General features: G+C 53.6%; 27 protein-coding genes and 1 rRNA gene. 13 read left to right on the top strand and 15 right to left on the bottom strand.

Features of this window, described 5'->3' with window-relative positions; all coding sequences use genetic code 11:
- Positions 1-11: 11 nt before the first annotated feature.
- The gene (locus tag E3E26_RS07980) at positions 12-1,904 is read left to right on the top strand and encodes a hypothetical protein (RefSeq protein ID WP_167900824.1); all 1,893 of its coding nucleotides are present in this window, start codon (positions 12-14) and stop codon (positions 1,902-1,904) included.
- A 13-nt stretch (positions 1,905-1,917) separates the two neighbouring features.
- Here the strand turns inward: E3E26_RS07980 and E3E26_RS07975 are convergent, their stop codons facing one another.
- From E3E26_RS07975 to E3E26_RS07960, 4 genes are read right to left on the bottom strand one after another with little or no spacing between them, the layout of a single operon-like run.
- Positions 1,918-2,064: a hypothetical protein gene (locus E3E26_RS07975; RefSeq protein WP_240911694.1), complete on the bottom strand. Its 147-nt coding sequence runs from the start codon at positions 2,062-2,064 to the stop codon at positions 1,918-1,920.
- A gap of 59 nt (positions 2,065-2,123) precedes the next feature.
- Entirely contained in the window at positions 2,124-2,630 is a 507-nt protein-coding gene (locus E3E26_RS07970; RefSeq protein WP_167900822.1) for a hypothetical protein, read from the bottom strand.
- A gap of 10 nt (positions 2,631-2,640) precedes the next feature.
- Complete coding sequence (locus tag E3E26_RS07965) at positions 2,641-3,081, bottom strand: ArsR family transcriptional regulator (protein ID WP_167900821.1); 441 nt, start codon at positions 3,079-3,081, stop codon at positions 2,641-2,643.
- Positions 3,082-3,106: 25 nt separating this feature from the next.
- The gene (locus tag E3E26_RS07960; protein WP_240911693.1) at positions 3,107-3,709 is read right to left on the bottom strand and encodes a class I SAM-dependent methyltransferase; all 603 of its coding nucleotides are present in this window, start codon (positions 3,707-3,709) and stop codon (positions 3,107-3,109) included.
- A gap of 62 nt (positions 3,710-3,771) precedes the next feature.
- On the opposite strand from E3E26_RS07960, the gene E3E26_RS11185 reads away from it, so the two are divergent.
- A complete protein-coding gene (locus E3E26_RS11185) occupies positions 3,772-4,125 on the top strand; it encodes a hypothetical protein (RefSeq protein ID WP_240911692.1) in 354 nt (117 codons plus the stop codon).
- An 8-nt stretch (positions 4,126-4,133) separates the two neighbouring features.
- Positions 4,134-4,934 carry an MFS transporter gene (locus E3E26_RS07955; protein WP_240911691.1) on the top strand — a complete coding sequence of 267 codons (801 nt, stop codon included), beginning with the start codon at positions 4,134-4,136 and terminating at the stop codon, positions 4,932-4,934.
- On the opposite strand, the gene E3E26_RS11270 is transcribed toward E3E26_RS07955, so the two are convergent.
- Together E3E26_RS11270 and E3E26_RS07950 are read right to left on the bottom strand one after the other, a co-directional pair.
- Positions 4,906-5,040, bottom strand: a complete 135-nt coding sequence (locus tag E3E26_RS11270) for a hypothetical protein (protein ID WP_255453726.1) — start codon at positions 5,038-5,040, stop codon at positions 4,906-4,908. The two genes, E3E26_RS07955 and E3E26_RS11270, sit on opposite strands and share 29 nt — an antisense overlap.
- The gene (locus tag E3E26_RS07950) at positions 5,013-5,390 is read right to left on the bottom strand and encodes a hypothetical protein (protein WP_240911690.1); all 378 of its coding nucleotides are present in this window, start codon (positions 5,388-5,390) and stop codon (positions 5,013-5,015) included. Before E3E26_RS07950 ends, E3E26_RS11270 begins: the two co-directional genes overlap by 28 nt.
- A gap of 82 nt (positions 5,391-5,472) precedes the next feature.
- Here E3E26_RS07950 and E3E26_RS07945 point away from each other — a divergent pair, with 82 nt between their 5' ends.
- From E3E26_RS07945 to E3E26_RS07930, 4 genes are read left to right on the top strand one after another with little or no spacing between them, the layout of a single operon-like run.
- Positions 5,473-6,279: a GNAT family N-acetyltransferase gene (locus tag E3E26_RS07945; protein WP_167900820.1), complete on the top strand. Its 807-nt coding sequence runs from the start codon at positions 5,473-5,475 to the stop codon at positions 6,277-6,279.
- Positions 6,280-6,329: 50 nt separating this feature from the next.
- Positions 6,330-6,800 carry a GNAT family N-acetyltransferase gene (locus tag E3E26_RS07940; protein ID WP_167900819.1) on the top strand — a complete coding sequence of 157 codons (471 nt, stop codon included), beginning with the start codon at positions 6,330-6,332 and terminating at the stop codon, positions 6,798-6,800.
- A gap of 38 nt (positions 6,801-6,838) precedes the next feature.
- Positions 6,839-8,026 carry an MFS transporter gene (locus E3E26_RS07935; protein ID WP_167900818.1) on the top strand — a complete coding sequence of 396 codons (1,188 nt, stop codon included), beginning with the start codon at positions 6,839-6,841 and terminating at the stop codon, positions 8,024-8,026.
- 11 nt (positions 8,027-8,037) lie between these two features.
- Positions 8,038-8,622 (top strand): HAD family phosphatase, encoded by a 585-nt coding sequence (locus E3E26_RS07930; protein ID WP_012572121.1) that lies wholly within the window; start codon positions 8,038-8,040, stop codon positions 8,620-8,622.
- Here the strand turns inward: E3E26_RS07930 and E3E26_RS07925 are convergent.
- From E3E26_RS07925 to E3E26_RS07915, 3 genes are read right to left on the bottom strand one after another with little or no spacing between them, the layout of a single operon-like run.
- Positions 8,600-9,364, bottom strand: a complete 765-nt coding sequence (locus E3E26_RS07925) for a nucleotidyltransferase domain-containing protein (protein ID WP_167900817.1) — start codon at positions 9,362-9,364, stop codon at positions 8,600-8,602. The genes E3E26_RS07930 and E3E26_RS07925 overlap by 23 nt on opposite strands.
- A 44-nt stretch (positions 9,365-9,408) precedes the next feature.
- Positions 9,409-9,972, bottom strand: a complete 564-nt coding sequence (locus E3E26_RS07920; RefSeq protein WP_167900816.1) for a nicotinamide-nucleotide adenylyltransferase — start codon at positions 9,970-9,972, stop codon at positions 9,409-9,411.
- Positions 9,973-9,984: 12 nt separating this feature from the next.
- Positions 9,985-10,758, bottom strand: coding sequence for an S-adenosyl-l-methionine hydroxide adenosyltransferase family protein (locus E3E26_RS07915; protein ID WP_167901015.1), 774 nt, complete (start codon positions 10,756-10,758; stop codon positions 9,985-9,987).
- Between the two features lie 49 nt (positions 10,759-10,807).
- Between E3E26_RS07915 and E3E26_RS07910 the strand changes: the two genes are divergently transcribed.
- From E3E26_RS07910 to pgsA, 3 genes are read left to right on the top strand one after another with little or no spacing between them, the layout of a single operon-like run.
- The gene (locus E3E26_RS07910; RefSeq protein WP_167900815.1) at positions 10,808-12,415 is read left to right on the top strand and encodes a transglutaminase-like domain-containing protein; all 1,608 of its coding nucleotides are present in this window, start codon (positions 10,808-10,810) and stop codon (positions 12,413-12,415) included.
- Complete coding sequence (locus E3E26_RS07905; protein WP_167900814.1) at positions 12,412-12,951, top strand: tRNA (cytidine(56)-2'-O)-methyltransferase; 540 nt, start codon at positions 12,412-12,414, stop codon at positions 12,949-12,951. Before E3E26_RS07910 ends, E3E26_RS07905 begins: the two co-directional genes overlap by 4 nt.
- 3 nt (positions 12,952-12,954) lie before the next feature.
- Entirely contained in the window at positions 12,955-13,518 is a 564-nt protein-coding gene (gene pgsA / locus E3E26_RS07900) for an archaetidylinositol phosphate synthase (protein ID WP_167900813.1), read from the top strand.
- 83 nt (positions 13,519-13,601) lie between these two features.
- On the opposite strand, the gene E3E26_RS07895 is transcribed toward pgsA, so the two are convergent.
- Positions 13,602-14,312 carry a TIGR02253 family HAD-type hydrolase gene (locus tag E3E26_RS07895; protein WP_167901014.1) on the bottom strand — a complete coding sequence of 237 codons (711 nt, stop codon included), beginning with the start codon at positions 14,310-14,312 and terminating at the stop codon, positions 13,602-13,604.
- 158 nt (positions 14,313-14,470) lie between these two features.
- Here E3E26_RS07895 and E3E26_RS07890 point away from each other — a divergent pair, with 158 nt between their 5' ends.
- Complete coding sequence (locus E3E26_RS07890; RefSeq protein ID WP_167900812.1) at positions 14,471-14,752, top strand: hypothetical protein; 282 nt, start codon at positions 14,471-14,473, stop codon at positions 14,750-14,752.
- On the opposite strand, the gene E3E26_RS07885 is transcribed toward E3E26_RS07890, so the two are convergent.
- Both E3E26_RS07885 and E3E26_RS07880 read right to left on the bottom strand, forming a co-directional pair.
- Positions 14,733-15,302, bottom strand: a complete 570-nt coding sequence (locus E3E26_RS07885) for an ASCH domain-containing protein (RefSeq protein ID WP_167900811.1) — start codon at positions 15,300-15,302, stop codon at positions 14,733-14,735. The genes E3E26_RS07890 and E3E26_RS07885 overlap by 20 nt on opposite strands.
- Before the next feature lie 3 nt (positions 15,303-15,305).
- The gene (locus E3E26_RS07880; RefSeq protein WP_167901013.1) at positions 15,306-15,641 is read right to left on the bottom strand and encodes an ASCH domain-containing protein; all 336 of its coding nucleotides are present in this window, start codon (positions 15,639-15,641) and stop codon (positions 15,306-15,308) included.
- 93 nt (positions 15,642-15,734) lie between these two features.
- Between E3E26_RS07880 and E3E26_RS07875 the strand changes: the two genes are divergently transcribed.
- Positions 15,735-15,902, top strand: a complete 168-nt coding sequence (locus E3E26_RS07875; protein WP_167729665.1) for a class III signal peptide-containing protein — start codon at positions 15,735-15,737, stop codon at positions 15,900-15,902.
- A gap of 9 nt (positions 15,903-15,911) precedes the next feature.
- A complete protein-coding gene (locus tag E3E26_RS07870) occupies positions 15,912-17,042 on the top strand; it encodes an A24 family peptidase C-terminal domain-containing protein (RefSeq protein WP_167900810.1) in 1,131 nt (376 codons plus the stop codon).
- A gap of 179 nt (positions 17,043-17,221) precedes the next feature.
- Here E3E26_RS07870 and E3E26_RS07865 read toward each other — a convergent pair whose 3' ends face one another.
- The 3 genes from E3E26_RS07865 to rrf form a co-directional block, all read right to left on the bottom strand.
- A complete protein-coding gene (locus tag E3E26_RS07865; protein ID WP_167900809.1) occupies positions 17,222-17,845 on the bottom strand; it encodes an HAD-IB family phosphatase in 624 nt (207 codons plus the stop codon).
- A gap of 38 nt (positions 17,846-17,883) precedes the next feature.
- A complete protein-coding gene (locus E3E26_RS07860) occupies positions 17,884-18,543 on the bottom strand; it encodes a protein-L-isoaspartate(D-aspartate) O-methyltransferase (protein WP_167900808.1) in 660 nt (219 codons plus the stop codon).
- A 53-nt stretch (positions 18,544-18,596) separates the two neighbouring features.
- Positions 18,597-18,691 (bottom strand): 5S ribosomal RNA (gene rrf / locus E3E26_RS07855); the annotation flags it as partial.

The raw sequence follows: 18,691 nt of genomic DNA, 5'->3' as shown, positions 1-18,691 counted from the left end.
TCCGGGGTTCCATGAGACGCATCAAACTTATTGTTTCACTTATCCTTATAGTTCTGATCACAATGTCCAATGGATGTATCAATAGTCCCGGAGAGGAAAAAACAGAAAGCCCGGTGATTGAGACGGTCCACGAAGGCGTGGACGAACGTATCTCCGAGAACACGTCACCTCCGGAGGAAGCAAAAGCCACGTTCCCCACGGGAACGTTCGGACCGAAGCCGCCTGATTGGTTCCTGTATTCTCCAAAGTACGCAGTTCTCGACGTGATCTCCAGGATTTCGAAGAGATACAACGTCACAGAGAGTCCCGCGAACATACCCCAACCCCCGAGGAGCCTCTCAAGCTTTACCGGAACGGCGAACGACACCGAGTTCGGCCTCTTTGCATACCCCAATTCAACCGCGGCCAGAGAAGCCATGAAATACGTGGTGGAAACCCTGAGGGAGAAGGGCTTCCAGCAGGGAGACGGAGGAAAAGCCTTCTGGGAGAGGGGAAACGAGACCTACACGGTGTTCTACACCTACGAGCATTACTTCTATGTCCTGTTTGTTGCGAGAACCGCCGGAGGGAGCGCGGAGGAGAGAACGGCACGCCTCTCAGAATTCGCGTGGAGCGTCATCACGGTTGGACCCAGTCCCGGCAAGGTTCTTGGTCTCTTCCTGCCCATCAAAGTGGTCGAGGACAACTGGAGCGAGGGGATGGGTTTGAGGTTCTCCGGTTACTTGGACGCCCTGAAGGGAACCGTTGAGGGAACCAACGTGAGTGCAGTTTTCCTTGTTTACCGGCCTCGTGAAGGGAGGGAGGTTTACCTCCAGCTCAAGGAGGCTTTCCTGGACAACGGCTGGGTTGAGAGGGAGTACATCAACACCTACACACAGAATCCAGCGGGACGTCTCATGGCGAGCGACTACTTCGAGGCCAACGGCTCCGGAATCTACATTGAACTGGCCGATGTGGCAGGAATGGAAAGGCTGACCCTGCTCTTCGGAGACGAGAGCGAGATTAAGGAAACCGTCCGGGAACTGTGGGAGTGGGGCGATCCGACGAAGGGCCTATCTGTGGAAGGAAACGGACTGCCGAGGGGGACCTTCCAGCCGGTCAGTGAGAGAGGCGTGAGGCCGGGGACGGTAATATCGATGGTTCTAGATGACCTCAGGAAGGACTTCAACATCACGACTGACTTCGTCGATATTCCCAAAGTCCCCGCGGCGGCCTGGTACACGGGCAGAACCGGCGACGTCGAGTTCATGCTCCTCGTTTATCCGAACGCCACAGCCTACCTCACCGCGCTCGACGAGCTGACCGAAAGACTCCTGGCTGAGGGCTGGGAGAGAACCGACAATGGAAGGGAACCCTACGCGAGAACCTTCGCTCGGGACTCAGATACCATAACGGTGTTCGTCCAGTACCGCTACAACCACTACCTCGCGATCGTCGTCAAGAAGCCCAAATACTCGACCAGCGACTTCTTCTGGCACGTGGTTGGCACGGGTGGAGCCAGTCCCGGCGAACTGCTCTCCTTTGGCAAACTTAGAAACGACGTGAAGCCATTGAACTGGACGGCGGAGGAGGGGCTGAGGTTCGACGGATACATATACAAGCTGGAGGGAAACGTTTCCTCCGGAGGCGCAAGGGCCACGGTGCTGTTCTACCCCCATGGCCTCGGCTGGGAAGTCTATCTCCAGCTAAAGAAAGCGTTCCTTGAAACGGTGTGGGCCGAGGAGGACTACGTCAAGCTTCCGTCCCACGATGAAAGGAGACACCTGGTGGCCAACGACCTCTTCGAGAAAAACGGAAAAGCGGTTTACATTGAGATTTCCACCTACGGGGACATGGACGTCCTGATACTGCTCTATGGGGACAAGCCAGGCGTTAAAACCTCCGCCAGGGCGATGTGGGAGTGAGAAGGGGAAGTGGCTATCTCCTAGAAAACCTGAAAAGCGTCTCCCTGAGCGGCGTGGAGGGGTCAAACTCCTCCACCAATCTCTCAACGATGTCCTCAGGAAGACTGCTCTCGATTAGAACCTTTCTGAACCTCCTCTTTCCGCAGTTTATTACACCCACTAACCCGGCCAGCTTGAAGAGTAAAAGGGGAAGTCGGAGAAAAAAGCGAAGGGGAAGTCTCAAGCCCCCTCCTCTCCATCGTTTCCAGGCTTTTTAGGTGCCTGCCCCATCATCTTCATCCAGTTGCCCTGCTCTTTCCCATAGCCCATCACGCCTCCAAGGGCCTCCATGAGCTTCTTGACGACATTTATGCTGTCCATGTACTCTTTGGTCAGAGTCAGGGCCTCCTCTTTATCCATACCCGCTTCAACGAGAGTTTTGTAGAACTCTGCCACGCTTCTGCCCATGGACTCTATCCTATCGGGGCTGTAGAGCTCTGCGAGGAGGTCCTTCAGCGGCCCCATAAGGTTCTCCATAACGTCGCCGAGCTTCTCCACGAGCTTTCCGACCTGCTCAAGATCTTTGTCTCCCTCGTAGGCTTCTATCAGCTTTCTGGTGATCTTCGCCTTTTTCTCAAGCAGCTCTACTTCCTCCGGCGTCTTGGCGTTTCTTATTCCCTCGGCCAGCTCATCTAAAAGCCTTTCCAGCTGCTCGGGAGTTTTCTTCCCAATCTCAACATCCACCATATCAACCACCTCAGTAATCATTAAGCTGGTCAAGCCTAATCGGCATTCCGATCATTTCAAGCCACTTCCTGACCACTTCCCTTGAGAGGGAGTAGGTCTTCCCCCTCTCGCCGGGAACCTCGATGATGATGCCGAGCTCCTTAAGCTCAGTCAGCTTTGCACGCACGGTATTTCTGGAGGCCTTCCCACGCCTGCCTTTGAGCTCGCGCGCTATCTGACTCACATTCGCGCGCTTGAGGTCAAAGAGAATCCTCACTATCTCCCTCGCTATGGGATCGCCCCTTACCTCCGGGACTGCCACATCGATGCTCAGCTCCCCATACTGAGCGTAAATATTGAGCAGCTTGAGATAAGCCTGGGCCAGTTGAGAGACCAGGTTGAAGCTCTCCCTGAGCTCGGCAAGGGCTTTCTTGAGCTCCTGGACTTCCCTGGCAAGGTCATCGTCAGGCATGTTTAAGGCTATGGTGGTCAATGCTTTAGCCTTTCCGGTCAGGGGTGAGCAACAACTCCGCAATCCAGATGTATCTATTTACCCTCTCGAACCGGTATCGGAGGTCAAACTTTTCGCAGATTTCCCGCAGGTGCTCTAAGGTTGCGAAGTACTCGTCCTCTATCTCATCGGTTATTCCGTCCTCCCCACCAATCCTTCTTTTCTCCTCTTCGGACTCAAACATGACGTCTCCTATAATGATCCTCCCGCCCGGTTTCAGGATTCTGAGCATCTCTTTCAGCGCGGCTTCTTTTTCCTCGTCGGGCACGTGGTGGAAGGCATAAGTGCTTATCACAGCATCGGCCGTTCCGTTCGGCAGGGGGATCCTGAGAAAGTGCCCATCGAGGGGCTCAAAGCCGTGTTTTCCCCTGAACTTCACCCGCATCCCGCGAGATGGCTCAACCCCTATATAGCGCTCGCATTTGAGAAAGCGCAGGATGTTCCCAGTGCCACAACCGATGTCCACAACTACGCCTTTAGCCTTCTCAGCGACCAGCCTTAAAACTTCCTCGTAATCTGTATGTATCCAGTCGTTTCTCATAACGTCCTCATCATAACTTTCCGCCCAGCTGTCAAAGTCCCACTCCAAACAAACCACCAATGAACGAAAGTTCATAAATCTTTTAACTATTATCTTCCTCAGATTCACTCATGAAACGAACCCTCTACCGCCTGCACATGCTCACATCCTCCTTTAGAATCGTTGGAGATGCCATCGAAAGCATCGCCTTACCCTGGAGCCTCCTCAACAGCACAGGCTCGCTGGTAAGCATAGGCGGCTATGCACTCTTCACACACCTGCCGTGGGTTATCCTGCCTCCCCTTCTCGGCAGAACCCTCGATAGGACGACCAAAAAAGTCAGGCTCGCTTTTCTCGCGCTCATTCTCCAGGCTTTCCTGGCGGTTCTCATAATCCCCTCTCCTCAAACGTCTGGGCCTTCTATCTCCTCGTTTCAGGGATTTCAGCTCTGGACATACTCCACCGCTACTACGGTTTCTCGCTGATAGCTTCGATGAACCTTGACTCTTCAGAGCTTCAGGGCCTCAACGCAAGGCTCGCAACCGCCGGAAATGCTGTCTCCCTCCTCGCTTTCCCGCTGGCCGGCTTCTTGGCCTATCGTTTTGAGATAAAGGCCATGCTCCTTGATGCACTGCTCCTTCTTCTCGGAGCGCTCACGCTGGTTCCGTATCTGAACGTTGAGGTAAAGAGGGAAAGGATTAACAAGGTAGCGGAAGAGAGGCCCATGGGCCTAAACAGAAAGCTCGTGATTGGAACCCTTGCCTCTGTGCTCCTCTTCAACTTCGCCCTCGGCTCCTTCAGGGTATTCGTCTTCTCATCTCTGAGGGAACTAGGAAAGGGGGAGGTCATCTACGGCCTCCTTCAGTCACTCACAACGGCCGGAAGCCTCGCGGCGGTGGTTTTACTGGCTTATTTGGCGCGAAGAAAGCTGGCTGGTTTAAAGCGACCACTTGTTGTAGGAATGCTCCTCCAGAGCTTCGCGTTACTCCCCACCGGATTTCCCGCCATGGTGGCCCTATTCCCTGCGGTCTTCCTGCTCGGCTTTGGCGGGGAAATGCTCAACGTATCATTTGATAGCCTTATGCAAAGATATATCTCGCTTGAGACCCTTGGAACTCTGAGGGGAGTTTTTGACGCACTCGCGACGCTGGTGATTCCACTCTCGCAGTTGGCCTTTGCGTGGCTGATAGGGAAGGGTATTGAAACGTTTAACCTCTCCCTAGGGGCTTTCCTTATTGGAGTCTCCGCCACTGCCTTCTTTGCCCTCACCACGAGAGACCTTCCGTCAGATTGAGGAGCTGGGCGGTCATGTTTTCGGTGACGTTGCCCGTTGCCCACACCTGATATATCCTTGAGATCTCGCCCTCAATCCTCAGGAGGACGTCCAGATTCCCGGCCACGAGTTCCCCCGGATCCTCGCTGTTCCTAGCGTGATTGAAGAAGTCGGCGAGGTTTGCAGATGCAACGTGAACATTCCAGTACACTCCTCCCCGGTGATGTCGTAGAGCGACGCCGAGGCCTCGCTGGGGGTGAGGGAGCAGAAGGCGTACCTCCCAATTCCCTCCCTCACGAGTTCCTCGCTCGTGTTGTTTTCGAGCATCGTTTCGAGCGCACCTATGTCCGTCAGGCAGAATAGGGCAGTGTTGGAGACAGCTATTAAGCCTCTCTTGGCATCATCAACCTCTGCTCTCTTCTCGTAGTAGGTGTAGCCAAAGGGGGGATGAGAGTATAAGCAGGATAAAGACAACAACGAGGAGACGCCTCATTAACACCATCAAGCGTAATTGAGAAAGGGCCTTAAAAGGTTTCCCCAACTACATGGGGGAAGCACGATGATTGTTCGAGAGGCACTGCCAGAGGACAGGCCGTTCATCGAGGAGATAGCGAAGCTGACGTGGGAAGGGGAAGACTACCTCGCGAGGGTCTTCGACGAGTGGCTTAAAGACGGCGGTTTTTACGTGCTCGAAATGGACGGAAAGGTAATCGGGACGGCAAAGCTAACCCTCCTGCCCGGAAAGGTCGGCTGGCTTGAGGGGCTGAGGGTTCATCCGGACTACAGGGGCAGGGGCTATGGGTGGAAGCTCCACTACTTTATGCTCCAGCTTGGCGAAAGGCTTGCGAGGGAAGGCAGGATTGATGCCCTTGAGTTCGCAACCTACTTCCTCAACCGCGAGAGCATTGCGATGGCTGAAAGAACCGGTTTTCACGTCAAAGCAAAGTTCTTCGTCTTTGGGACCAAAACGGAAAACTTTGAGCTGGAGGAGCCGGAGAGGGTAGAACCAACCATGAGTGACCTAACTTTAGGCCTCATTCCCGTTGGCTGGCGCTTCGTGAGGAGGAGCGAAGAGGCCTTAAAGTGGATTAAGCTCAACGCAGAGCTTTACGACTTCAACGGCTTCCGCTTCCTCGCTCCGAAGGAAGGGGAAACCTTCACGCCCCTCGACGTCGGTTTAGCCACGCTCAAGGCGATGCTTCCGGCGATGGCGTGGGTTGCAATGGAGAGAGAAAGAGAGAGCTTTGACGTAATGCTCCCGAGCGGGGTCAAACCGCTCCTGCCCGGCCTTAAAAGGCTTGGTCTCCTACTCTGGGACGAGACGGAGGAGCCAAACGTCCTGGTGTTTAGGAAGAGGCTCAGGTGATGTCGGGGGCACTTTTTCAAGTATCGTTCACGGCAGAGGAGGTCTGCATCATGGACATTCGTCTCCTCAGTAGAGCGGATGAGAGAACTGACTGCCTCCAGATAGCCAAGGGTCTTCCGGAGTGGTTTAACGAGGCCGGCCTAAAGGCGATGGAACGGGATTTGCAGAGGGAAACAACTTTCGTTGCGGTTGAGAAAGACCAAGTTCTCGGCTTCATAACTGTCAAACCCCTCAACGAGAAGGCCCTCGAAATTCTCTGGACGGCCGTTCGGCGGGAGTGCCACGGAGAGGGAATCGGAACGGAAATGCTCCGCTTCATCGAGGAGTGGGCAAAGGGGAGAGGCTTTGAGGTTCTCGTCGTTAAAACGTCGGGCGATTTATCGTACAAACCCTACGACGAGACAAGGCGGTTCTACGAGCGGAGGGGCTTCATCAGGATAGCGCTGATTGACCCCTACCCCGAGTGGGGCGAGCCGGCTCTGATTTACACCAAGTGCTTAAAGAGAAAGGAAGAGCGTTAGGCTTATAGGTCCGTTCTAAAAACCTATACGGTGTTCCTATGCGCTGGAATGAAATTCCGCGAGATGCCAAAGCTTACATGCTTTACCACACCATTATAGCACCCCAGCTCATAGTCTGGATTCTTCTGCCTCTCTACATGATGTACTCCGGCTACTCCGTCCTCGAGGTCGGGGCGTTCTTCACAGCCGTCAACATCATCGCAATTCCACTCACCTATCTCCTCGGAAGGGCGTTCAACAGATGGGACATCAAAAAAGGGCTGATGGTGATTGACGCCCTCGACGGAGTAGCATACATCCTCTACGGCTTTGCCAAAGGTGCTATAGCTCCGATCATGCTCTTTGCAGGAAGAACAGTAGAGAAGCTCTCGACGGTGCTTTACCCTCTCTACCGTGCCTATGAGCAGATTATCTACCCGGAGGACAGGTACGAAGAAATCTTCGCCTGGCACCTGCGCCTGCCCGAGATAAGTCGGCTGATAACCTTCCCGATCCTCGGCTACCTCTTCGGCTACGTCTGGAGCTCAGCAGAGCACTACCGCCTGGCGTTCATCTTCTTCGGCCTGCTCTCGATACCGACCATCGCCTACATCTGGCTCTTCCTTCCGTCGGTTGGCAAAGAGGAGAGGATAACCCCTGAGGGCTTTACCTTCAGGGTCGGCGAGTTCAAGCTCCTGCTGGTCTTTGAAGCGCTGCTGACTCTGGCGTGGTCCCTCGCGCCTGAGCTGGTGCTCATCAACTACGTTGTCTTCGTGCTCCACAAGACGGTCTTCGAGGTAACGCTGATAGCCTGCGCGAGCAGTCTGGCCTCGATAATTGGAACCTATGCCATCGAGAGAGTCCCGAAGGAGAGGGGTTTTCAGGCGATTGGCCTAGGAATGTTCCTCAACGCGGTCTATGCCCTCGTCATGGTGCTCTCGCCGCCATTCTGGCTGGCGCTGGCGGTGTACGCCCTCGGCGATTTCGGGAACACACTCTGGTTCCCGTTCTACCGCTCGTGGCAGTTCTCGCTGATTCCGAAGGAGCGCGCCAGCGAGTTCCACGCGGCGATATCGAGCTACAACAGGCTGATTGGCCTTGTCACGCCATTCATCGCCGGCGCACTGGCGAGCGTACATGCGACGCTTCCTTACGCGGCGAGCTTGGGGCTGTTCCTCTTAGCCGGGGCACTTTTCGTTAGAGGGGAAGCCTTTAGAAAGGCGAAGGTAAGAAGCAACCTCCAGTGAGGGGATGGAAAATGAAGAAGGTCGCGGTAATAGACATCGAGGGGACTTTAACAGACTTCGAGTTCTGGAGGGAGATGGCCAGAATAACCGGAAAACGGGAGATAGAGGAGCTTCTTGAAAAGGGCCTCTCCGGGGAGGTGGAGTGGCTGGATTCCCTCCTCAAACGGGTGGGGCTCATAAGAGGTATCGACGAGGGGACGTTCCTCAGGACGAGGGAGAAGGTAAACGTGAGTCCTGAGGCGAGAGAGCTCGTTGAAACGCTCAGGGAGAAGGGCTTTAAGGTGGTTCTCATCAGCGGTTCCTTTGAGGAGGTTCTTGAGCCCTTTAAGGAACTCGGAGATGAGTTCATGGCCAATCGGGCAATCTTTGAGGATGGGAAGTTCCAGGGAATAAGGCTAAGATTCCGGGATAAAGGGGAGTTCCTCAAAAGATTCAGGGACGGTTTTATCCTCGCTATGGGAGATGGTTACGCGGACGCCAAGATGTTCGAGAGGGCCGACATGGGGATAGCCGTCGGCAGGGAGATACCCGGGGCGGATCTTCTGGTAAAAGACCTGAAAGAGCTGGTGGATTTCATAAAGAATCTAAAGCCTTAGTTCTCAGCCGCCAGCCGTCAATATCAAAACCACCCATTTTCTCAAAGATGTGCGTTATGACTCTCTCCAGATTTTCAGCCTTGCTTCTCTCAAGAGCATTCAGGAACAGCTCTACGAACTCCCTATCAGGAAATTCCTCAAACATGTACGCTTTTCTGAACCTCTCGTCTCTGAAAAGGCGGTAAGCCTTGCTCACTGGAGGAATTTCAACACCCAAGAACTTCGAATAAACCTCAAGGGCTCTGCTGAGAGCCAGGTGGTAGAGGTAGCCAGAGCTGGGATCGTTCCTGTCTTCAGCGTCCTTCAGACTGTCGAGCATGTCCCAGAGGGAGTACTTAGCTACTTCCACCCATGTCTCATCGGGCCGTTCAAAGGGTCTCTTCATGTATTCCAGCGCTTCTGCTTTGAGAACCTCAGCTATTCCAGTCCTGTCAAAGAGCACTTTCCCAATTACTATAATCCTCGCCGTGGCCCGGCTGTTCTGGGCAAACTCCTCCTCAAAGTAGTGTCTGATCTGTCTTACCGGGTTTGCGAAGTACTCGATTAAAGTCCCATTTATAACGACGTTTCCCCTCTCCCTCCATTCCACGTCATCGGAGAGCACGATGTAAACGTCTACCTCGGAGTATTTGGTCTGTAGCCCAACTGCATAACTTCCAGTTAGCAGAGCGGCCTCAACGAAGTCCTTAATTTTCCAGTCCTCGATGAACTGTTCCAAAGCGAGTTTCCAGTCTGCCTCCATACATATCTCCTCTATTCAAAGTAAAATAAAGAGATCCAAGGCTTCTAAAACTCCGGAATCCTTATCGGCGCCTGAAGTTCCTTCTCCGAGCTTTCGAGATTTGTGGCGAGCATCTTTATCCTTTCAACACCCTTGATTTCCTTTATGAACTCGGCAACGCTCTTCGGCACGAGCTCCTCCCAGGGTTCTCCTTCCACCATGCGCTTTCTTATTTCGGTTGCCGAGAGGATGTCCTTCCTGAACATGGGTTGTACTATGACCTCGTATCCCCGCTCACGGAAGAGCTGAGCGACAAGAGAGTTTCCAGTGAAGACGACGTCAAATCTTGGAACCATGCTCTGGACGTAGGTTGACCAGATGGCGTTGAAGTTGATGTCCGGTAGTGGAATCAGATAGTAGCGCTTCTCCAGACCCGCCTCGTCCAGAGCCCTTATGAGCATCTCCATCCTTTCGCTCGTCGTGAAGGGGTTCTTGAGCGTGTGGCTGGCCTGGGCGCTACCGATGCCTATTATCACCTCATCCACCTGCGAGAAAACAAACTCAAGGGCCTTTATGTGCCCGTTGTGAACCGGCTGGAAACGGCCGACGAACAGACCGCGCTTCGGCATTTTAATCACCTCTCATTGAACCAACCTCACCCTCACCTCATCCCCAACCTTCAGCCCGAGCCTCTCAGCAGCAGAGCCCTGGTTGACGGCTATCTCGAGGTAGTCGTGACTTCCGGGTAAAGCCAGAAGCTCACCGGGCTTTACCAGGCCATAGGTTTCGAGGTAGGGAATGAGTAACTCAAAGTCGATGAGCTCAACGGCTTTTGGCCTTCTGTAGTCCTCAAGGTTGAGTATGACGTTCCCAAAGTCGTCTATGTAGATTACCTTGAGCTTCCAGATTTCTCCTTCTTTTTTGGGCTCGACCTCAAGCCTAATTAAGCTTTCCAAGGGAATCTCCCGGCCGAGCTCTTCTGGAGAATGCCCAGCATCCAGCAGGGCTCCAGCTGGCCCGAAGATGTCCCTTCCATGGAAGGTCGAGCTTATCCTCCAGCCAGTAAAGCGCTTTATCTTCTCAAAGTCTATTTCGTAGGCTGCTCTAGGTTTTATGTGCTTCATGGGGAGTGTTGCCAATCCATTGTCGGGGACAACCAGAAACTGCTCGCCCTCTATAATGATAGCCCTCCTGCTCGTCCCGACACCAGGATCAATCACTCCAACGTGGACGGTGCCTTTAGGCGAATACTTGACAACCTGCTCCATGACAAAGGAGCCTTCTATAATTGAGTGCCTCGTTACTGAGTGGGTTACGTCAACGAGCACTGCCCCTGGGTTAACCCTGAGCATTGCCACCTTCATCTCGCCGACGTAGGGCCCCTTCAAACCGAAATCTGTCGTCAGCGTTATCACTGCCACCACCCAAACTTTATTAACGTCAGTGCTTAAGAGACTTTGGAAGATGGTTATGAGGAAAGGTCCCGCGGTGATTCTCCTGGTCCTCCTGGTGCTGGTTTCAGGCTGCCTCTTCAAGCCACCGGCCGAGGTCAGATTCTCGGTTGACAAGACCCTGGTAAGGCCTGGTGGAACGCTCCATGTGATGGTCTTCGTAAACAACACCGGAAAAGTCGGCCTAACGGGAGCAACCCTTGTCCTGGGTGATGACAACTTCCAGATACTCCAAGAGCCGAAGTTTCCCGATGTCCTGAGGGTTGGAGACAGCGTTCAGCTCGTCTGGATCCTGAGGGCACCCATGAAGCCGGGCGTTTACAACCTCAAACTCTCCTTAGAGCTGACCGATGAACTCAAACGCTCTTGGACAGGCTTCTATGGACAGTTCAGGATAACAGTCTCGAACGAGGCCGGTCCTCCTGACGAGCTCAAACTCAACGTGGAAGCCCCAACAACTCTGAAAGGAGGAGAAACGGCTAGGATAACCGTCACAATCGAGAACACCCTCGAGGTTCCAGTTGAGCTCCGCGATATAAGCTTCAACCTCCTCGACGGAATGAGGCTCGTCAGTGCCAATGCCCTTCCTGACACAATAGATGGCAATGGGAAGATTAGACTGAGCTATACCGTCAGCGTGCCCTACGCATACAGGGACGGTTACGTCTCGGTAATACTCAAGTATGCAATCAGCGGGGCAGAGGGCAGCGTGGTGAAGAGTGTGCCCCTTAAAGTAGTGTGGACGCCCTGGAACGAGAGCAACGAGACCCTGAGAGAGGCATATGGACTCAAATACCACTGGATAACCGACGAGTACATAGTTGACGGCTACTGGGCAGAGCGCTACAACTCAACGCCGGCTTTCAAGGGAAGCGAGCTGAGGGACATGGCCCTCAATATTATCGGAAACGCTGTGTCAGAGTCCCATGCAGTGAAAGCCATCTACAACTGGATGATGAGGACGTACTCATTCGGAGACACAACCTCAACCCTCGAGCCGTCCAAGATACTCCAGCAGGATAGGATAAGCTACGCTGAGGCACAGATACTTATGACTGCCATGCTGCGCTCCGTTGATGTCCCTGCCAGGGTTATAACTCTCTCCAACGGCACGGACTGCACGCTGAGACCGATGACAGAGTTCTACACCGCCGACGGCTGGTACGTAGTTGATATCAGGCACGGCTTCGTGGGTTCTCTCGATGAGTACCTGGCGAGTCCCTACTTCCCCAAGCTCTATCAGCTTGTGACGCGTGACGGTTATCGTATAGTCGCTCAAGCCCCAGAGACGCTCGAGGGCCATGAGCATGTGGACGTTACCGGGGATTTCTTGGCCAATCTGGAGGACAGGCTTCTCAGGATTGTCACAGAGAGACTCAAACCAGAGCTCCGTTCCAAGCTAATGCTCGTGATGAGCAACCTCGACGAGAACGAGAGGCTCTACGCACTCTTCCTCTTCGCCTCGGCTCCGAACGAGGAGGACCTCAACAGGGTCATCGCGGAGTACAGCACGGGCAAGATAGAGCAAGACGTAAAAACCATGTACGAGTTCTACAAGAACATGACCTGGGGAGACGATTTCACAAAGTACTGGAGAATATTCGCGGGGGAGGTCGGATGATAGTAGTACTTCGCCTTGGACACAGACCGGAGAGAGATAAAAGGATAACCACGCACGTGGCCTTAACAGCTAGAGCCCTCGGGGCGGATAAAATAATAATCGCAGCTGAGCTCGACGAACACGTTAAGGAAAGCGTGGAGGATGTCGTTGAGAGGTGGGGTGGGCCTTTCGAGATAGAGTTCAACCCGAGCTGGAAAAAGGTAATGCGCGAGTGGAAAGAGATGGGTGGAATAATAGCCCATCTGACCATGTACGGTATTCACATCGACGATGCCGTTCCAAAGATTAAGGAAGAACTGAACTCGGGAAGGAACATTATGGTGGTCGTCGGTGCCGAGAAGGTGCCAAAAGAAGTTTACGAAATGGCCGACTACAACGTGGCCGTCGGAAATCAGCCCCACAGCGAGGTGGCGGCTTTAGCAGTCTTCCTCGACAGGCTTCTCAATGGTGCTGGCCTGAGGAAGGAGTTCCAGAACGCGAGGCTCAAGATAATACCCCAGGAGAAGGGCAAGAAAGTGGTAGAGCTGGGGGAGTAAGGCATGGTGCTCAACAGGTACCGGGCCAACGTCAAAGGCTTCCTTGAGGCCATCGTAAGGCCGCTCGCAAAAGCTGGGGTTACACCGAATCAGATAACCTTCGTTGGGCTTTTGATAAGTTTAATCGGCGCCTACTTCTTCTACCGCGGCGAGCAGGTTATAGCCGCCCTCGTCCTTCTCTTTGGTTCTCTCATTGATGCACTCGACGGAACCCTCGCCAGAATGACGGGCAAGACGAGCCGCTTCGGAGCGTTCCTGGATTCAACCTTTGACAGGATAAGCGATGGGGCCGTGCTCTTCGGAATAGCCCTCGGAAACCTTGTTGACTGGAGGATAGCTTTCATCGCCTTCATGGGGAGCTATCTCGTCAGCTACGAGCGCTGCAGAGCTGAGCTTGCCGGCTCTGGAACTTTGGCGGTGGGAATAGCGGAGAGGGCAGAAAGACTCCTCATACTTATAATCACCGCCTTGTTCGGATACGTGAAGTACGGCGTCTACGCCGTCGCCGTTCTGGCGTGGATAACAGTTCTCCAGAGGATGTGGGAGGCCTACAAGAGATTGAAGTGAAAAGAAGGGGAATGACGAGAATTTCGCTAGCTGAGACGCGCTTCGCGCTGGATGATGAGCCCTGCCGTTGCCGACCCCCTTTCTCATTTCTCGAGCATGCTCCTGGCTATTTCGACGACCTCGCTAAGCTTTGAGACAACAAAATCGCAGTTCTTCCAGAGCTCACGCTTTGTCCCGCTCGGGTCGAGCAGAACACTGATCATGCCGACGTTTTTCGCCCCGACGCAGTCCTTTGCCGGGTTATCGCCGACGTAGATGGCCTCCTCGGCTTTAACTCCCGCCTTCTCCATGGCGAGCTGGAAGGGTCTCGGATGAGGCTTGTAGTAGCCAGCGTCCTCGCTGGTCGTTATACTGTCGAAGAGCTCGTAGATGCCGAGAGCCTTAAGGTGAGCCTCGATGTAGTCATTGTCGGAGTCGGTTATAATACCAACATGGAGGCCAAGGTCTTTCAGGGCCTTGATTGTCTCAACGGCATCGTCGAAGAGTTTTCCATATTTTTCGTGCATGGCGATGCTTATCTCCCAGAAATCCTCGGGAACAGGGAAGCCGTAATGCTCGGCAACCTTTCTTATGGCCTCGGTGTCGACGTCCCTTATCTTAACGTAGGGCTTTCCGGCGAGCTCCTTGAAGAGGGCCGAGCTTTCAGCCTCGTACTCCCCCCAGACTTTAACGACGTCCAAATCTTCCCTGCCGGCCCTTCTGAGAACCTCCCCAACGATGTGCTGGTGGGTTACGTTTTCCCCTTCCTTTGTTATGAGCGTGCCAACGAAGTCGAAGAAGACCGCCCTGAGCATCTTTACCACCGTAGGAACTTAGGGAGGGACGTTAAAACCGTTCCCTTGGCACAACGACAACTTTTGGTCGAAAAATTTTCATGAACTTGCCTTGATGACGGAAAAACTTTGGAAAGACTTTTATCGATGGGCAGAACACGGAGGGGAAACGGAAGGGGGTGAGCGAAATCGAGGCAATACTCCTCGTCTGGGGCGTCCGGGACGAGGTTTTAGAGAAGCTCCCCGTTGAAGGCTACTGGCTCTACGGGGAGTACGACTTCATAGCGAAGGTGGAGTTCATGAGCGAGAAGGAAGCCGAGGAGTTTGAGAGGAAGCTTAGAAGGCTCATTCACGGAGGAACATTCAAGCTCATTCCGGTAAAGCTCTCCGCCGTCAAGAACAGTGAAGGAGAAGGAGTTAAAGTGAGCATGCTCGAGAGCGTCAGAGCTTCGGCCCCATGAGGCCCCTCTTTTTCAGCTCTTCATAGGCCCTCCTCAACGCGTCTCTTATCAGATAGCGCTTGTTCAAACCTCCAAGCCTGTAGGCAGCTTTCCTCAGACTGCCCGCCTGGAGGAAGAGCTCGATGAGCTTTCTGTCCTCCTCAGGAAGGTCAAGGTGCTTCAGGGCCATCTCGGCTATCTCAATCGGCAGGTTCCCTTCGTAGGCGTAGTCAGATGAGGTAACCGGCCTATCAAAGCGCTCAACGATGCGGAAGACTATCACGTGGGCCTTTGAGTCATCGTCCACGTACCTGTAGTGCTCCTTCAGGGCTTTAATCAGCTCTTCCCTGCTTGAAAATCCATCGAGAAAAGCGTCCTCATCGGTGAGCTCTCCAACTGTTTTGCTTTCGACCCTCTCGATTACTGCCTTTGCTATAGCGTAGCCGCCGGAGTGGATGAGCACCTCGTCGCCAGGCTTGAGGTTCGGCTTCCTGCCCAACCTCACTGTGGCCCTCTTCTTGCCCTTGAGGATTAAATCGGCGTATTTGCCGTCGAACTCGAGGTGCTTCATGACTCACCCCTCGCCAATCAGCTTGAACCTTATAGCTATTACCCCATACCGGTTCTCCTTCCACTTGGGGTACATATTGTGAAACCTCTTAAGGGCCCTTTCAAAGCTCGGCTCGTCGGGGAATATCTTCTTAATCGGCTCCTCGCGAAGAACCTGTCTGAACGTCTCGTAGCGCTTCACTCCAGTAACAACGGCAGGAACTTCGTTGTTGAAGAGTATCTTGTCACCTGGCTTTATGTCCCTCAGCTGAGGATATGCCACCCTAACCTCTATCCCCTTCTCTCCGGACTTGATGTAGTCGAGGTATTCGTCTCTCACGCGAAGCCTGTAAACCTTCATTTTCACCACGCTTTCATTTCTCGCTCCGCTTAAAAGCTTAGCCGATGGAAACTTTTAAATCCTTTAGCGCCGCAGATAGTTTAGGTGTAAGAGATGATGAGAAAAGCTCAGAGCGCGATTGAGTACCTTTTCATGCTGGCCGCTGTGCTCGTGCTCGTAGTTATGGCGGCTAGGATCGTGCTCAACGGAACGAAGAACCTCAATGAGGCGATATCCAATTACACCACTCAGGTTAGGAAGCAGATTCTCGAAGACCTCTGAGGTGAAATTATGGACTATGTTCCCCTCATTCTGGGGCTGGTTATAGGAGTCGTTACTTCGTACACTGATATGAAGACCGGCTTCATAGATGACCTCCATGTATTCCCGATAGCTGGTCTGGGCATAGTTTACTACCTCTACAGGGGTTTCTTCGTTGAGCACAACACCATGCTTGCACTCTCAGGACTTATCGGCTTCTTCATCGGGCTTATCCTGGGCTTTGTTCTATACTTCCTTGGCGCCTGGGCGAGCGGGGACGTGGTCATACTGGCGGGTTTCTCCGCCCTGCTGCCATATCCCCCATCAACAGCCTCCCTAATCCCACCATATGCCCTGAACTATCCGCTCTACCCCATCTCCATACTCCTCAACAGCGTCATTGCGATATTCCCCTTCATATTCCTCTACTCCCTTGGAGTGCTGATTGTCAGGAAAAAGTTCGCCGAGCTGAGGGAGATACTCACCAGTGGAGCGAAGATCACAGCTGAGGTGGCACTCTGGATAACCGCGGCGCTGGGATTGCAGATAGTCCTCTACGAGACTACTGGAATAGCGCTTGGCGGCATCCTCGGGTGGCTGACAACCGTTGTCATCATAATTCTCCTCGGAAAGGCAGGGAAAATCGGAGACGTACTCGGGTTCATCGTCCTCGGCTACCTCATCTACCTCGACCCAGAAAAGGCTCTCTGGGTCTTCGTCAGACTGCTCGCGGTGATATACCTCTTTAAGGTGTTCTTCTCGACCGTAAAGTTCATGCGCACCGAGGTTCTCATGGAGGAAGTTCCAGTTGAGAAGCTGGAGGAGTGGGACGTTCTGGGCGAGACAATATTCGAGAAGGACGGAAGGATTGGAAGGGACAGAACGGATCCATTCATGCGCATGAAGACCGCCATCATGACGGCCAACCTCGAACTGCTCAAACCTGACTACGGCAGGGTAATAGCGTCACCCACCGCGGAGGGGCTGAAGAAGGAGCAGATTGAGGAGCTCAAACGACTTGTTGAGGAAGGAAAGCTTGAAAACAGCTTTTTGAGAAAAAAGACCATGCCATTTGCCCCTGCACTCTTCATCGGCTTCCTGATATCGTACTTCTGGGGCGACATCTTCTGGTGGATACAGCTCAAAATAGCCGGGCTTTAGTAATGCTTTTTAACTTCTCGCCGAACCCTCTATCGGCCCGGCTGCCCGCCCTCTCCGCTGAGAAGTGAAGCGGGGGTTCCGGTCGGGCCGACAGGGGGATGACGAGCTTTTGCTTTGCTGAAGCCACGCGGCGTTGTGATGACCACGCCCTTCACCGACCCCGAGAAAAGCATAGAAAATCAGTCAAGGAGTCCCTTGATGATCTCCATGACCTCATGCAGACTCTCAACGTTGTGGTCTCCCTCAACTCCCTCGTGCGGGTTTATGGCGATGCTGACATCCGCAACGCTGAACATGCTGAGGTCATTGTAGCCGTCGCCGACTGCTACCGTCAGCTCAGGATTGAGCTCCCTCTTGAGGTTTTCCAGAATTTTTCCCTTGCTCTGGAAATCCACGGCAGGATTTACCTCCCCCGTAATAACCCCGTTCTCGTCAAAAATTAGCTCATTGGCAAAGACGTAGTCAACGCCGAGCTCGCTAGCTATCCTCCTCGCAAGGCACATCAGTCCGCTGCTCAGTATCGCTATTTTGAAGTCGTTCTCCTTCAGAAATTCGATCAGCTCCCCCGCACCGTCCATGTACTCTACGGAGTTCGCCCACTCCATGACCTCTTCCTTTGTATGCCCCTTCCAGAGAGAGGCGTCCAGCTCAGCCCACTTTACGTAGTCGATCTTCCCGGAGAAGAAAAGCTCGGCGTACTCCTTACCCTTATCCCAGGTTCCAAACTTCTTGTGAAGCTCCACCCAGCTTGAGACGGATTTGACCAGCGTTCCCTCAAGGTCAAAGGCAATTAGTCTCACCATGATACCACCAGAGGAAAAGCTCATCACGACTTAAAAGCCTACTCCTTCCAGCCGTGCTCCCCGATGAGGGGTACGAAGGCGACTCCCCCGTGCCGCTTGACTTTCACGCTTCCGTCCTCAAGCTTTGTTACCTCGTACAACTCCTGCCAGAGGTGGTAGCTCCCGACGGGGATTATGAGCTTTCCTCCAGGCTTGAGCTGTTCGACGAGAGGTTCTGGGACATTTGGTGCTCCAGCAGCGACCAGTATCCTGTCGTAGGGCGCTTTAGGCGGGAAACCTTTGGTGCCATCGCCAAGGATGACGTGAACCCTATCAGCATAGCCGGCTTTTTCAAGGTTTTTCCTCGCGAACTCGACGAGCTCCGGAATCCTCTCGACTGTATAGACGTCGGTCTTAACAAGCTCCGCTATCAAAGCTGCGTTCCAGCCGCTTCCGGTACCTACATCAAGAACATTCATACCTTCCTCAAGTTCGGCGAGCTCGAGCATTATCGCGACCATGTGGGGGGCGCTTATCGTCTGACCGCCGGGAATGGGAAGCGGCTCGTCAACGTGCGCCCACTTTTTATGCTCAGGAAGAACAAAGAGATACCTCGGAACCTTTAGAAATGCCTGTCTGACCTTTTCGCTCCGGATTATGCCCTCCCTAACAAGGGCCTCAACGGTCCTCTCCCACTTCCGATATAGTTCATCACTCATGGATAAAAATACTCCCTCATGGATATAACGTTTGCGAAGAAGCGAGGAATAGTGGCCGGCGGCGTCCCCGGTTTCCCGCCCCCTCTCGGAGGGCAGTACACCCGGGATCGCTGGCGGGCTTAACTTCCGGGGTCGAAACGAGACCGGG

Source organism: Thermococcus sp. LS1 (genome assembly GCF_012027395.1).
Lineage (GTDB): Archaea > Methanobacteriota_B > Thermococci > Thermococcales > Thermococcaceae > Thermococcus.
The sequence above is the reverse complement of the archived record's forward strand: the minus strand, read 5'-3'. Positions and strand labels throughout refer to the sequence as shown.

Bases quoted from the DNA above. Each gene is read 5' to 3' on its own strand.
- E3E26_RS07980 (WP_167900824.1), top strand. From the start codon at position 12: ATGAGACGCATCAAACTTATTGTTTCACTTATCCTTATAGTTCTGATC.
- E3E26_RS07970 (WP_167900822.1), bottom strand. From the start codon at position 2,630: ATGGTGGATGTTGAGATTGGGAAGAAAACTCCCGAGCAGCTGGAAAGG.
- E3E26_RS07965 (WP_167900821.1), bottom strand. From the start codon at position 3,081: ATGCCTGACGATGACCTTGCCAGGGAAGTCCAGGAGCTCAAGAAAGCC.
- E3E26_RS11185 (WP_240911692.1), top strand. From the start codon at position 3,772: ATGAAACGAACCCTCTACCGCCTGCACATGCTCACATCCTCCTTTAGA.
- E3E26_RS07955 (WP_240911691.1), top strand. From the start codon at position 4,134: ATGAACCTTGACTCTTCAGAGCTTCAGGGCCTCAACGCAAGGCTCGCA.
- E3E26_RS07945 (WP_167900820.1), top strand. From the start codon at position 5,473: ATGATTGTTCGAGAGGCACTGCCAGAGGACAGGCCGTTCATCGAGGAG.
- E3E26_RS07940 (WP_167900819.1), top strand. From the start codon at position 6,330: ATGGACATTCGTCTCCTCAGTAGAGCGGATGAGAGAACTGACTGCCTC.
- E3E26_RS07935 (WP_167900818.1), top strand. From the start codon at position 6,839: ATGCGCTGGAATGAAATTCCGCGAGATGCCAAAGCTTACATGCTTTAC.
- E3E26_RS07930 (WP_012572121.1), top strand. From the start codon at position 8,038: ATGAAGAAGGTCGCGGTAATAGACATCGAGGGGACTTTAACAGACTTC.
- E3E26_RS07925 (WP_167900817.1), bottom strand. From the start codon at position 9,364: ATGGAGGCAGACTGGAAACTCGCTTTGGAACAGTTCATCGAGGACTGG.
- E3E26_RS07920 (WP_167900816.1), bottom strand. From the start codon at position 9,972: ATGCCGAAGCGCGGTCTGTTCGTCGGCCGTTTCCAGCCGGTTCACAAC.
- E3E26_RS07910 (WP_167900815.1), top strand. From the start codon at position 10,808: ATGGTTATGAGGAAAGGTCCCGCGGTGATTCTCCTGGTCCTCCTGGTG.
- E3E26_RS07905 (WP_167900814.1), top strand. From the start codon at position 12,412: ATGATAGTAGTACTTCGCCTTGGACACAGACCGGAGAGAGATAAAAGG.
- pgsA (WP_167900813.1), top strand. From the start codon at position 12,955: ATGGTGCTCAACAGGTACCGGGCCAACGTCAAAGGCTTCCTTGAGGCC.
- E3E26_RS07895 (WP_167901014.1), bottom strand. From the start codon at position 14,312: ATGCTCAGGGCGGTCTTCTTCGACTTCGTTGGCACGCTCATAACAAAG.
- E3E26_RS07885 (WP_167900811.1), bottom strand. From the start codon at position 15,302: ATGAAGCACCTCGAGTTCGACGGCAAATACGCCGATTTAATCCTCAAG.
- E3E26_RS07880 (WP_167901013.1), bottom strand. From the start codon at position 15,641: ATGAAGGTTTACAGGCTTCGCGTGAGAGACGAATACCTCGACTACATC.
- E3E26_RS07875 (WP_167729665.1), top strand. From the start codon at position 15,735: ATGATGAGAAAAGCTCAGAGCGCGATTGAGTACCTTTTCATGCTGGCC.
- E3E26_RS07870 (WP_167900810.1), top strand. From the start codon at position 15,912: ATGGACTATGTTCCCCTCATTCTGGGGCTGGTTATAGGAGTCGTTACT.
- E3E26_RS07865 (WP_167900809.1), bottom strand. From the start codon at position 17,845: ATGGTGAGACTAATTGCCTTTGACCTTGAGGGAACGCTGGTCAAATCC.
- E3E26_RS07860 (WP_167900808.1), bottom strand. From the start codon at position 18,543: ATGAGTGATGAACTATATCGGAAGTGGGAGAGGACCGTTGAGGCCCTT.